The 13,675-nt window shown below is 38.5% G+C and carries 6 protein-coding genes, 2 tRNA genes and 3 rRNA genes; 7 read left to right on the forward strand and 4 right to left on the reverse strand.

Translation table 11 applies throughout. The features are described 5' to 3' along the window. Positions 1-21: 21 nt before the first annotated feature. The 3 genes from LNQ49_RS13195 to metG all read right to left on the reverse strand — a co-directional run bounded on the left by LNQ49_RS13195 (position 22) and on the right by metG (position 4,183). Positions 22-1,458 carry a hypothetical protein gene (locus LNQ49_RS13195; protein WP_229989398.1) on the reverse strand — a complete coding sequence of 479 codons (1,437 nt, stop codon included), beginning with the start codon at positions 1,456-1,458 and terminating at the stop codon, positions 22-24. Positions 1,459-1,585: 127 nt separating this feature from the next. After that, on the reverse strand, positions 1,586-1,861 hold the full coding sequence (locus tag LNQ49_RS13200; RefSeq protein WP_229989399.1) for a hypothetical protein: 276 nt from the start codon (positions 1,859-1,861) through the stop codon (positions 1,586-1,588). Between the two features lie 258 nt (positions 1,862-2,119). Next, the gene (metG, locus tag LNQ49_RS13205; protein WP_229989400.1) at positions 2,120-4,183 is read right to left on the reverse strand and encodes a methionine--tRNA ligase; all 2,064 of its coding nucleotides are present in this window, start codon (positions 4,181-4,183) and stop codon (positions 2,120-2,122) included. 461 nt (positions 4,184-4,644) lie between these two features. Between metG and LNQ49_RS13210 the strand changes: the two genes are divergently transcribed. From LNQ49_RS13210 to rrf, 7 genes are all read left to right on the forward strand, one after another. Next, the gene (locus tag LNQ49_RS13210) at positions 4,645-5,775 is read left to right on the forward strand and encodes a DinB family protein (protein ID WP_229989406.1); all 1,131 of its coding nucleotides are present in this window, start codon (positions 4,645-4,647) and stop codon (positions 5,773-5,775) included. Positions 5,776-5,968: 193 nt separating this feature from the next. After that, positions 5,969-6,196 (forward strand): CDGSH iron-sulfur domain-containing protein, encoded by a 228-nt coding sequence (locus LNQ49_RS13215; protein WP_129540459.1) that lies wholly within the window; start codon positions 5,969-5,971, stop codon positions 6,194-6,196. A gap of 898 nt (positions 6,197-7,094) precedes the next feature. Then, a 16S ribosomal RNA gene (locus LNQ49_RS13220) occupies positions 7,095-8,608 on the forward strand. Between the two features lie 123 nt (positions 8,609-8,731). Continuing rightward, positions 8,732-8,805 (forward strand) — tRNA-Ile (locus LNQ49_RS13225). Between the two features lie 108 nt (positions 8,806-8,913). Beyond that, positions 8,914-8,987: transfer RNA gene (locus LNQ49_RS13230), tRNA-Ala, on the forward strand. A gap of 130 nt (positions 8,988-9,117) precedes the next feature. Beyond that, positions 9,118-12,001 (forward strand): 23S ribosomal RNA (locus tag LNQ49_RS13235). A gap of 146 nt (positions 12,002-12,147) precedes the next feature. Further along, positions 12,148-12,257, forward strand: a 5S ribosomal RNA gene (rrf, locus tag LNQ49_RS13240). Together the 16S, 23S and 5S rRNA genes with 2 tRNA genes alongside form the textbook arrangement of a ribosomal RNA operon. A gap of 508 nt (positions 12,258-12,765) precedes the next feature. Here rrf and LNQ49_RS13245 read toward each other — a convergent pair. Then, complete coding sequence (locus LNQ49_RS13245) at positions 12,766-13,668, reverse strand: PhzF family phenazine biosynthesis protein (RefSeq protein ID WP_229989407.1); 903 nt, start codon at positions 13,666-13,668, stop codon at positions 12,766-12,768. Positions 13,669-13,675: the final 7 nt, after the last annotated feature.

Here is a 13,675-nt window from a genome sequence, read left to right on the forward strand (position 1 = left end):
AGAGAAAATGGAGATAGATTTTTAGTCTACAAATTTTCTTATAATATACTCCTTAGTCTTATTGTCATAGTAACCTAAATAATAGGAGTCAGTTTTAAATAATGTTTGTGAGGATACATCCGTGTTTTTATCAAAAAAAGTTCGAATCTTATCAAATGCCAATGGCTGTAAATCTCCTTTTATATGATTTCCTTCGCTGTCAAATAAACTTTCAATTTTAACTACTTTTCTGTTAGAATAAGAATTAAAGCTTTCCATTGTAGGATTAAATGCTACTGTTCCTATCAATGCTCCTATAAGACCAAATTGATTCATTACAGCTTGTCCACCACCTTGTTGTGCTGCCGATACGCCACCAAAAGTAATCAGAGTGTTTTGTCCAATATGGTAACAAGAAACAGCCGAATTTAAGTTATTTATTTTTCGAATAAATTGAGAGCTGTTTTCCAGAGTTCTTTTTCCTCCAAAAAAATCACCACCTTCTTGATAGATTTCAGAATTTTTAAAATCAATTGGATCAGTTGCATTTGCAGTGTATTCTTTTATAAGATTATCATCTAAATCTTTTATTGTGAAATAAAATAATTCCGAAGAGGATTTTATCTGGTATAATTTGTTTTTGAAATAGAAAGAGTTAGAGTTCAAGTATAAACGATTATCTGGAATCGTAGGTTTTTTAACCATTTTTTCGGTGGCGCTATAATTGTTTAAATCAATACTAATGACTTGAGTATAATCGACATTAAAATCAAATGTCATTATGATTTGTTTGTCATCAAAATAGCATTTTCTTTTGTTTGCAGCATCAGTTAATGAAGTTGGGTTTTTAACATTGATGTTTTGCAATGAAAAAGGACCTTCAAAAGGAAGTTGAGTTTCTTCTAAAACACCATATAAATTTGTTTTTAGATAGTTTTTATTATAAAAATGAAATCCATTTAAATCAATTATTTGTTCTTTATGATTTCCTTCTTTATCAAAAATGTGAAGTTTGAAATTATTACTTTTTTTTATAACACTCAGAATATAAAATTTCTCATTTCCACTAAATTTTTGTAAAATCTTTTCATCTTTTAAGACAAGAGTGTGTTGTTGTGTTGTAACTTTTTGATTTTTAAAGTCGTACAATTGGGTGAAAATATCTTTATAATCATTGGATGACCAAAAGAGCCTTGTGTTCTCATTGTTCATATTATAACCAATCATGTTAGAGAATATTTTAGTATTTGGTCTTTCTGTAGAAATACTATCAATTAGTTGCATTTTTTCGTTAAGGCGAATAGCTTTTACTTTTACTTTATCACTAACAAATAATGTAACTTCTTTTTTATCATCATTTATAGTTTGAAAAACATCACGGTTCTTTTTTAAATCGATAGATGTTGAGCTTATAATTTCTTGTGAAAAAGAATTTATACTAGCCAATAATAAGAAAGTAGAAAGTAATTTTTGAATCATGTTTCAGGTTTGTTTTTTTTGCGAATATCCTGTTTTTTTTTGATTTGCAATAAGACTTGTATGAAATGTTTTCTAAAAATTAAAACGCGTGAATCGATTAAGAGATTCACGCGTTTTATTATTGAGGTTAAGCATTGATAATTTTATTACAAGCTACTTCAATTTGTTTATCCGAAAAAGGCTCAAGAGCTTTCGCCAACATTCGACTCGTTTTTATACAACCAATCATTTTGGTTCTTAGGTCAATGCAGTCACCGATTTCAGATTCCAGAATAGTTTCGAAAATTTTGGTTAAATAATCTGGTTGCTCTCTAAAATCCCCTTCAAGCCAAAGGAATGAAAGGAAGTTTGCCACGGATGGCATTACATCTTCATGTGATGTGTTTTGATTTTCTTTAGTCATATCGAAAATATTAAACGCACGAAACCCCCGCTTTAGGTGTGACTAAATATCCAAAGGATAGATTTAGGGCAGTTTCCTGCTCCAGCACCTTGGCGAGGGTTCGCTTATTGTTAACTTTAAATAAATTTTTATTGAAAGTCCTTTACATATTTAGTCGAGACAAAAATACGATTATAAATTTTGGAATCACATTAAAAAACAAGAATTATCTTATATTTTAATATTCCACATCTAACATTTCATCTTTCACAAAAAAAGCTAGTTTACTGTTTCCCCATTTGGAGCATCAGCATCAGGATTAATGAAAACCAATTTTCCTTCAGCATTAGTTGTCATCAAGATCATTCCTTGACTTTCAACACCACGTAAAGCTCTAGGAGCTAAGTTTGCTAGAACCGAAACACGTTTACCGATAATTTCTTCTGGCGTAAAGCTTTCAGCAATTCCCGAAACAATCGTACGAACATCAATTCCAGTATCAACCTTAAGAACCAAAAGTTTGTTAGCCTTAGGCATTTTTTCAGCTTCAAGAATAGTTCCAACACGAATATCCATTTTAGCGAAATCCTCAAACTGAATCAAATCTTTTTGTGGTTCAGGTTGTTTGCTTTCGGCAAGATTAGCAGTTTTAGTAGCTTCTAGTTTGTCTATTTGTTTCTGAATTTCTTCATCTTCGATTTTAGCAAAAAGAACATCCACCTTTTCTGTTTCTATTGTATGGTTTGGCGAAATTAATTCATCTAAACTTGTAATATCATTCCATTTAATACTATTGTCTAATTTCAGAATTGAAGTTAGTTTATTTGCTGTAAATGGTAAAAAAGGTTCAGATAGAATGCTTAATGCAGTAGTGATTTGTAACGCTACATACATTTGAGTTTTTACTCTTTCTGAATCAGTTTTCATTAATTTCCAAGGTTCTTCATCAGCCAAGTATTTATTTCCAAGGCGAGCTAGATTCATCAATTCCATTAAAGCTTCTCTAAATCTGTAACGCTCCACTGAGCTTGCAATTACAGCAGGATATGCTTTTAATTCAGCTAGAGTTTTCTTGTCAATTTCAGTAAAATCATTCGGCTGAGGAACAACTCCGTTATAGTATTTCTGAGTCAATACAACCACACGGTTAACGAAGTTCCCTAAATTATCCGCTAGTTCATTATTATTTCTTGATTGGAAATCTTTCCAAGTAAAGTCGTTATCTTTAGTTTCAGGAGCATTAGCTGTTAATGCATAACGCAAAACATCTTGTTTCTCTGGAAAATCTTCTAAATATTCGTGCAACCAAACCGCCCAGTTTTTAGAAGTCGAAAGTTTATTACCTTCTAAATTCAAAAACTCATTAGCAGGAACATTGTCAGGCAAAATATAACTTCCTTCAGCTTTAAGCATAGCAGGGAAAATAATGCAATGAAAAACAATATTATCCTTACCTATAAAGTGAACCAGTTTAGTATCTTCATCTTTCCAGTATGGTTCCCAATCTTTTCCTTCACGAGCAGCCCATTCCTTAGTAGACGAGATGTAACCAATAGGAGCATCAAACCAAACATATAATTTTTTGCCCTCAGCACCTTCAACCGGAACATCAATTCCCCAGTCAAGGTCACGAGTTACAGCACGAGGCTCAAGTCCACCGTCAACCCAAGATTTAACTTGTCCGTAAACATTCGGTTTCCAGTCGTTTTTATGTCCAACCAAAATCCATTCAGTCAAGAAATCAGTATATCTGTCCAAAGGTAAAAACCAGTGTTTAGTTGATTTCAATATTGGAGTTTCACCAGTAATAGTCGATTTTGGGTTAATCAAGTCAGTTGCATTCAGCGTCGAACCACATTTTTCACATTGGTCACCGTAAGCTTCCTCATTACCACATTTAGGGCAAGTACCTACAACAAAACGATCAGCAAGAAACTGATTCGCTTTTGCATCATATAATTGTTCCGTTACTTCCTCGATAAAATCACCTTTATCGTATAATTTTCTAAAAAATTCCGAAGCTGTATCATGATGAATTTTAGCCGAAGTTCTAGAGTAATTATCAAAAGAAATTCCAAAATCAGAGAAAGATTTACGGATGATTCCGTCATATTTATCAATAATTTCTTGAGGAGAAACACCTTCTTTTTTAGCCTTCATCGAGATAGCCACACCATGTTCGTCACTTCCACACATAAAAGCGACATCTTTTCCTTGCATACGTAAGTAGCGAGAATAAATGTCAGCAGGCACATAAACGCCCGCCAAATGGCCAATATGAATAGGTCCGTTAGTATAAGGTAAAGCAGCAGTAATGGTATATCTCTTAGGATTTTGTAACATAAAATTGATTTTTATTTTTAAAATAAAGCAGCATAATAACTGACTTTATACATTTTAATATGATAAATTCAGTGCAAAAATAAGCAATAGAATTGAGAGTTTTACTGTTTTTATTAGGAGCAATTTCCAGCTATCCACTTTATCTTTACTTGCCTAAAGGAGGCAAGTAAAGGATGCTGTTTCTATCTGGGCTAAAATTCATCACATTTAGCCTTGATTGGTTTTGGTCGAGCAAGGCAAAATCACTGTAAATAGTTTCTGTAAACGAGTACATTTAAGTAAAGAAAATTCTACAAGAAGATTCTTCTGTGTTTTAGAAGAATCTTGCCAAGTATAACAGATAATATATGTAGTAAGTAACTGTGAGTATGATGTTTGAAAAAAAATTAAAAAAATTAAATAGGATTTATTAGACTCAAAAAAATAGTATTATATTTACCTTTTAGTAATAAAAACGGACAATGAAAAAAACAACATTAGTACTATTATTTTTAAGTCAAGTAGTGACTTATGCTCAAACACAAAAGGTTATTTCTAGAGATTGGAACTCCTTTAGTCAGACTCTGGATATACAGACAGCCACTAAGAAAAAATTTAAAGTTATTGCTTCAGTAAAAGTAGAAACAAATGACCCAGGTGCTTGGGCAGGAGTATGGGCCAGAGTAGATACTAAAAATGAAGAACCAGGCTTTTTTGATAACATGAGAGATAGACCAGTTAAAGAAAAGGAATGGAAATCATATACAGTAGAGGGTACAATAGATGCTAATACAAAATCATTAAGTTTTGGTGGATTGTGCTTGTATAACGGAAAGTTCTATTTTGATAAGTTTGAATTGTTTATAGAAAATGATAAAGGAGTATTAGAGCCTATTAAGTTGCTTAATTCAAGTTTTGAAACTGTTGTGAAAAATGATGAAATTCCAAAGTGGAATATAGGCGTGTCTAAGGGCGAGATGATAAAGGTCAAAGAATACAAAATTGCATCAACTAAAGAAAGTACAGACGGCAATTATGGAGTATTACTAGAAGGTAGTGGTATAAAACCGAAATTAGATGCTAGAATTGGTAATGTTGAAGGTGCTTCTCCACAAATAGGAGCTATGATTTCAATGCTGGAAGATCTTAAAAGACGTGTTGAAAATACAGTGAAGAACATGAGTCAATACGAAATAGATTATTTGCAGGATGCAGAAGCAAATAGAATCGGTTCATTAATCATGCACTTAGCAGCAGCCGAAGCATATTATCAAGTTTTCACTTTTGAGAACAGAGGGTTTAATGAAGAAGAAAAGAAAAAATGGAATGCGGCTTTGAATTTAGATCAAGGAGGACGTGACGAGTTTAAAGGACATGAAGTACAATACTATTTAGACATATATAATGAAGTAAGAGCAAAAACCATTTCGGAGCTTAAAAAACGAGATGATGCTTGGTTTGCCGAAGTACAGAAAGAATACGATTGGTCAAATCAATATTGCTGGTTCCATGTTATGGAGCACCAATCAAGCCATTTAGGACAGATACTGTTTTTAAAGAAACGTATTCCGCCTCAGAAGCAATTAAACTTAGAGCAAAAGATCAAAAACTAAGAATAGAAATTACAACTAAAAACTAGTCAAATACAGTGTAGCCTTTATAGAATATAGCATAACGGCTTTCTTAAATAAACCTCATAAAATAGAATAGTTTTAAACTAAGCTTCAGACTCATAAAAACAAGAGTCCAATGCAAAACGTTCGAAATATATTTTGCAATCTTTGACAAAAAAAAGATAAGAGCATTATGAGCAAGACTAAGTTAATAATTAATAAAAACGGATCTATAAAGATAGAGGGTGATTTCGAAATAATGGATTCAGAGGGGACAGTATACGGATTACAAGGAAGAGCGGCATTAGGACTTTGTCGTTGCGGATTGTCATCAAACAAACCTTTTTGCGATGGAGCACACCGTAACAATTTTGAACACGAATCAAAAGCGTTTGATTTGCCACCAATGAAAACGAATTAAGAATTCTATTCTCAAGTAAAATTACAAGAAGCCTTCTCATATATGAGAAGGCTTCTCTCTTTATATACCACATTATATATAAGGAGCGTCTTTTACCTTATATATAGGTAGTGATTTATTCATAAGAGCTACCTCAGAGTGTTTTTAAGCAAATTAGGAGCTAATGGTTGCAATCTTGGTCGGTTTTTAAAGAATCAGACAAGGGATTTTGGACTATATAAGGATTAAAGCAGGTAAATTCTATGAGATATGCTCGAAAAACGAGGTAAAAAGAAATCCTGAGCTCTTAATAATATTATGTAAACCCCCGAAAGCCCAGCAAAACCAAAGGCAACCTAAACACCACAACAGAAAAACCCCACAAAACCTAAAAGCAAAGAGTTTGTAAAGTTGGTGTTATCAGATGGTTAAGAATTAAAGCTAAAATAAACTAAAAATAGTGGTTTAAAAGTATTGTTTATCTAGATAAAGGTGGTAGTTTTGCACCCGCAACAAACAAAAACGTTCTACTGAAATACTGACAAGAGACTTTAATCAAACGGAAAATTTTTTCTGAAAAAAGATTAAAAAAAGCTTGTGAGTTTGGAAAACGAAAGTTACATTTGCACCCCGCAAAACACGGAGTTCTTTGAAATACTGCTGAGATTTACGAATGATTTTTAAGGAAAAAATTTCTTAAAAAAAACTTCAAAAAAGTCTTGCCAGTTAAAAACAAGTTCACTACTTTTGCACCCGCTTTGAGAAACAAGCGACACAAACAAAAAGAACACGTTCCTAGACATATTGAATTGACAGCCGTTTCGAAAGAGATTTCGAAACACAGAATAAAGAGTAATAGAATCGCAAGATTTGAATATAACCGATAGAATCATTAGTCGCAATATAATATAAAAAATATACGATGAAGAGTTTGATCCTGGCTCAGGATGAACGCTAGCGGCAGGCTTAACACATGCAAGTCGAGGGGTATGCTTCTTCGGAAGCAGAGACCGGCGCACGGGTGCGTAACGCGTATGCAATCTACCTTTTACAGAGGGATAGCCCAGAGAAATTTGGATTAATACCTCATAGCATAGCAACTTCGCATGAAGTCACTATTAAAGTCACAACGGTAAAAGATGAGCATGCGTCCCATTAGCTAGTTGGTAAGGTAACGGCTTACCAAGGCTACGATGGGTAGGGGTCCTGAGAGGGAGATCCCCCACACTGGTACTGAGACACGGACCAGACTCCTACGGGAGGCAGCAGTGAGGAATATTGGACAATGGGCGCAAGCCTGATCCAGCCATGCCGCGTGCAGGATGACGGTCCTATGGATTGTAAACTGCTTTTATACAGGAAGAAACCCTGGTTCGTGAACCAGCTTGACGGTACTGTAAGAATAAGGATCGGCTAACTCCGTGCCAGCAGCCGCGGTAATACGGAGGATCCAAGCGTTATCCGGAATCATTGGGTTTAAAGGGTCCGTAGGCGGTTTAGTAAGTCAGTGGTGAAAGCCCATCGCTCAACGGTGGAACGGCCATTGATACTGCTAAACTTGAATTATTAGGAAGTAACTAGAATATGTAGTGTAGCGGTGAAATGCTTAGAGATTACATGGAATACCAATTGCGAAGGCAGGTTACTACTAATTGATTGACGCTGATGGACGAAAGCGTGGGTAGCGAACAGGATTAGATACCCTGGTAGTCCACGCCGTAAACGATGGATACTAGCTGTTGGGAGCAATCTCAGTGGCTAAGCGAAAGTGATAAGTATCCCACCTGGGGAGTACGTTCGCAAGAATGAAACTCAAAGGAATTGACGGGGGCCCGCACAAGCGGTGGAGCATGTGGTTTAATTCGATGATACGCGAGGAACCTTACCAAGGCTTAAATGTAGTTTGACCGATTTGGAAACAGATTTTTCGCAAGACAAATTACAAGGTGCTGCATGGTTGTCGTCAGCTCGTGCCGTGAGGTGTCAGGTTAAGTCCTATAACGAGCGCAACCCCTGTTGTTAGTTGCCAGCGAGTCATGTCGGGAACTCTAACAAGACTGCCAGTGCAAACTGTGAGGAAGGTGGGGATGACGTCAAATCATCACGGCCCTTACGCCTTGGGCTACACACGTGCTACAATGGCCGGTACAGAGAGCAGCCACTGGGCGACCAGGAGCGAATCTATAAAACCGGTCACAGTTCGGATCGGAGTCTGCAACTCGACTCCGTGAAGCTGGAATCGCTAGTAATCGGATATCAGCCATGATCCGGTGAATACGTTCCCGGGCCTTGTACACACCGCCCGTCAAGCCATGGAAGCTGGGGGTGCCTGAAGTCGGTGACCGCAAGGAGCTGCCTAGGGTAAAACTGGTAACTAGGGCTAAGTCGTAACAAGGTAGCCGTACCGGAAGGTGCGGCTGGAACACCTCCTTTCTAGAGCCTTAGTGTTAGCATTTATGCACGCTAGGGAAAGAAGACGAAATGTCTATTTGTTACATCTCTAAAGATTATATTACTCTGCTGTTAGTTCAAATAATACAATTTAAGTAAAAACAGAGTCTCGTAGCTCAGCTGGTTAGAGTACTACACTGATAATGTAGGGGTCGGCAGTTCGAGTCTGCCCGGGACTACTATTTTAAACTTAAAAAAAAGGAAATTCTAGAAGTTGGAATTCACCAAAAGAAATTGAATCTGAAATAGGGTTTAAAATCTGAATTCAAAATTCTAAAATTGAAATTGGGGGATTAGCTCAGCTGGCTAGAGCGCCTGCCTTGCACGCAGGAGGTCAACGGTTCGACTCCGTTATTCTCCACTATTCCGAAAGGAAAAAAGTTCATTGACATATTGAGATAAGAAAATAATAAAAAGTAGAAAGCATTTTTTATTGACGGTAGTAATACTGTAAATAAAGAAAACGGTCTTAATTAATTTTAAGGCTGGTACAATAAGCAAAATAAGGGCGTATGGGGGATGCCTTGGCTCTCAGAGGCGATGAAAGGCGTGATAAGCTGCGAAAAGTTACGGGGATCGGCACACACGAATTGATCCGTAAATACCTGAATGGGGCAACCCACTATGTTGAAGACATAGTACACCGATAGGTGGGCAAACCCGCTGAACTGAAACATCTAAGTAGGCGGAGGAGAAGAAAACAAAAGTGATTCCGTAAGTAGTGGCGAGCGAACGCGGATTAGCCCAAACCAATGTTGTTACGGCAATGTTGGGGTTGTAGGACCACGACATTTCTTGCACAAAGAATTAGAATCTACTGGAAAGTAGAACCATAGAGGGTGATAGTCCCGTATAGGTAATGAGTGTAAAGGATAGTGGTATCCTGAGTAGGGCGGGGCACGTGAAACCCTGTCTGAATTTGGCGGGACCATCCGCTAAGGCTAAATACTCCTGAGAGACCGATAGTGAACCAGTACCGTGAGGGAAAGGTGAAAAGAACCGTGAATAACGGAGTGAAATAGATCCTGAAACCATACGCTTACAAGCGGTCGGAGCCCTTTCGTGGGGTGACGGCGTGCCTTTTGCATAATGAGCCTACGAGTTAACGTTGCTGGCAAGGATAAGTGGTTAAGCCACGGATCCGTAGCGAAAGCGAGTCTGAATAGGGCGCTTTAGTCAGTAGTGTTAGACGCGAAACCGTGTGATCTACCCATGGGCAGGTTGAAGCTGTGGTAACACACAGTGGAGGACCGAACCGGTTGACGTTGAAAAGTCTTCGGATGACCTGTGGGTAGGGGTGAAAGGCCAATCAAACTCGGAAATAGCTCGTACTCCCCGAAATGCATTTAGGTGCAGCGCTGAATTTAAAGTTATATAGAGGTAGAGCTACTGATTGGATGCGGGGGCTTCACCGCCTACCAATTCCTGACAAACTCCGAATGCTATATAATGTTTCTCAGCAGTGAGGGCTTGGGTGCTAAGGTCCAAGTCCGAGAGGGAAAGAACCCAGACCATCAGCTAAGGTCCCCAAATATATGTTAAGTTGAAAGAACGAGGTTTGTCTGCCCAGACAGCTAGGATGTTGGCTTGGAAGCAGCCATTCATTTAAAGAGTGCGTAACAGCTCACTAGTCGAGCGGACGAGCATGGATAATAATCGGGCATAAACATATTACCGAAGCTATGGATTTTGACTTAGGTCAAAGTGGTAGGGGAGCATTCTAACAGGGTTGAAGGTGTATCGTAAGGTATGCTGGACTGGTTAGAAAAGAAAATGTAGGCATAAGTAACGATAATGCGGGCGAGAAACCCGCACACCGAAAGACTAAGGTTTCCACAGCTATGCTAATCAGCTGTGGGTTAGTCGGGACCTAAGGCGAACCCGAAAGGGACAGTCGATGGACCACGGGTTAATATTCCCGTACTACTTATTACTGTGATGGGGTGACGGAGTGATGAAAGCGCCGCGAACTGACGGAATAGTTCGTTGAAGTACCTACCTATAAGCTGTGCAGGCAAATCCACACGGCTTGGGGAAATACGATAGTACTCGGAGACTTCGGTCAAAGAGATAGTGCGCCTAAGGGCTTCCAAGAAAAACCTCTAAACTTCAGGTAATAAGTACCCGTACCGCAAACCGACACAGGTAGTCGAGGAGAGAATCCTAAGGTGCTCGAGAGATTCATGGCTAAGGAATTAGGCAAAATAGACCTGTAACTTCGGGAGAAAGGTCGCCAGCAGCAATGCTGGCCGCAGTGAAGAGGTCCAGGCGACTGTTTATCAAAAACACAGGGCTCTGCAAAATCGTAAGATGAAGTATAGGGCCTGACACCTGCCCGGTGCTGGAAGGTTAAGAGGAGATGTTATCTTCGGAGAAGCATTGAATTGAAGCCCCAGTAAACGGCGGCCGTAACTATAACGGTCCTAAGGTAGCGAAATTCCTTGTCGGGTAAGTTCCGACCTGCACGAATGGTGTAACGATCTGGACACTGTCTCAGCCATGAGCTCGGTGAAATTGTAGTAGCGGTGAAGATGCCGCTTACCCGCAGTGGGACGAAAAGACCCTGTGCACCTTTACTATAGCTTAGTATTGACCTTGGATAAATGATGTGTAGGATAGGTTGGAGACTGTGAAGTGGCGTCGCTAGGCGTTGTGGAGTCATTGTTGAAATACAACCCTTTGTTTATCTGAGGCCTAACCCCGCGTTGCGGGGGACATTGCTTGGTGGGTAGTTTGACTGGGGTGGTCGCCTCCAAAAGAGTAACGGAGGCTTCTAAAGGTTCCCTCAGTACGCTTGGTAACCGTGCGTAGAGTGCAATGGCATAAGGGAGCTTGACTGAGAGACATACAGGTCGATCAGGTACGAAAGTAGAGCATAGTGATCCGGTGGTTCCGCATGGAAGGGCCATCGCTCAAAGGATAAAAGGTACGCCGGGGATAACAGGCTGATCTCCCCCAAGAGCTCATATCGACGGGGGGGTTTGGCACCTCGATGTCGGCTCGTCACATCCTGGGGCTGGAGAAGGTCCCAAGGGTTGGGCTGTTCGCCCATTAAAGTGGCACGCGAGCTGGGTTCAGAACGTCGTGAGACAGTTCGGTCTCTATCTACTGTGGGCGCAAGAAATTTGAGTGGATCTGATTCTAGTACGAGAGGACCGAATTGGACAAACCTCTAGTGTATCTGTTGTTCCGCCAGGAGCACCGCAGAGTAGCTACGTTTGGAAGGGATAAGCGCTGAAAGCATATAAGCGCGAAACCCACCACAAGATGAGATTTCTTTTAAGGATCGTGGGAGATGACCACGTTGATAGGCTATAGATGTAAAGGCAGTAATGTCATAGTCGAGTAGTACTAATAATCCGTAAGCTTATGTACGCTTTTCCCCACACTTCGGTGTGGGGGAGAAACTTTCTAATAGTATTTATGTTTCTTTATCTCAGTATGTTAAGATATTGTTTGATTGCTTGTTATCCTAGATGATAACAAATGATTGAAAAGTTGTCCAAAGCAACTAACGACCTTAAGGTGGTTATTGCGGCGGGGCTCACCTCTTCCCATCCCGAACAGAGTAGTTAAGCCCGCCTGCGCAGATGGTACTGCAGTTATGTGGGAGAGTATGTCGTCGCCTTTCTTTAGAATCCTCATCATGAATTTGATGGGGATTTTTTTTGTTTTAAACTTTTTTGGAAGTGACAAAGGTTCAGAGTAGCAAAGGAGCAAAGGGTTCTGGAGTTATTTGTAAATTAACAAGCCTACAAATCCACTTTTTAACTGCAAACTTGTCTTTCTGAGGAACGAAGAATCACATAAAGTAGCTACCACAAAGTATGATAATTTTAAAAGAGACAAAGGTTCAGAGTAACAAAGGCTCAAAAGGGATCTATACTCTGGAACTATTTTAGGCGCAAACTTGTCATTCCGACGAAGGAGGAATCACATAAAGAAGCTAACACAAAGTATGTTATTGGAGAGATTTTAATTGAATTTCATTCACTTATGAGATTTCTCGTTCCTCGAAATGACAAACGATACTTGTAAATCCATACTGAATAAGTCTTTTAATGAATAAAACTTGTCCTTCCGACGAAGGAGGAATCACATAATGGGGCTAAATTAAGGTGTTTTTAGTGCTACTTAGCTTAAATATAAAGTTCTCCACGCATTGTTATAGCCGATGAACCACCAACCAAAATATCATTGGCTCTACTCATTACTTCGATTAGCGAGGGTTGATTTAATTTTACTCCCTGTAAGATCTTATATTCCTTATTAGGTTGTGTATACTTGTTTTTAGTTAAGAAGCCTATTAAAGGTCCCGCAGCAGTTCCTGTGGCTGCATCTTCATGTATTCCGATTATAGGATTAAAAAAGCGAGCCTCGACAATATAATCCTCATTTTCCTCAGTAATGCTAAAGCAATAAAATCCTTCAAATTGATATTCTTTTGAAATTTCTATTAGAAGTGCACTATCAGGTGTACAGCCATTAAGTAATTGTGTATTTCTGATTGGCACCATGACATGAGCAACTTCTGTTTGTACTACTGTTGGTACAAGCATATTAACTTCTAAATCTTCAATTTTTAGACCTAGTGCTATTGCAATTCTATAAGTTGGTATTTGGTGTTTGATGACAGCTTGTTTTTGATGCATCTGTACAATTGGATATTGAGTAACTGAATCAAAACTTGCGGTTAATCGTATCGGAGAATGCTTCATTATAACAAAACGATTGTCTTCATTTTGTTCGTTGAATATTGGTAGTTTTTTTAACAGTGCTCCACTCACAGCACCTAGTAGGTTGTGTCCAGCGCCATCTATTTCAAAGCCGATAGGCGTAAAGGAACGCACATTAAGGGCTTTATGTTCTGTTGAATAATAAACAAAGGATGTTTCAGAGTACCCAAATTCTTTTGCAATATTTTGATACACTTCTAATTCTAGATTGCCATCAGTAAAAACAACAGACAAAGGGTTTCCTTTGTAACTCGTATTGGAAAACACATCTAAAACATAGTACTCTAATGTTATTCTGCCTTTCATATCTATC

This window comes from Flavobacterium pisciphilum, assembly GCF_020905345.1.
Taxonomy (GTDB): domain Bacteria; phylum Bacteroidota; class Bacteroidia; order Flavobacteriales; family Flavobacteriaceae; genus Flavobacterium; species Flavobacterium pisciphilum.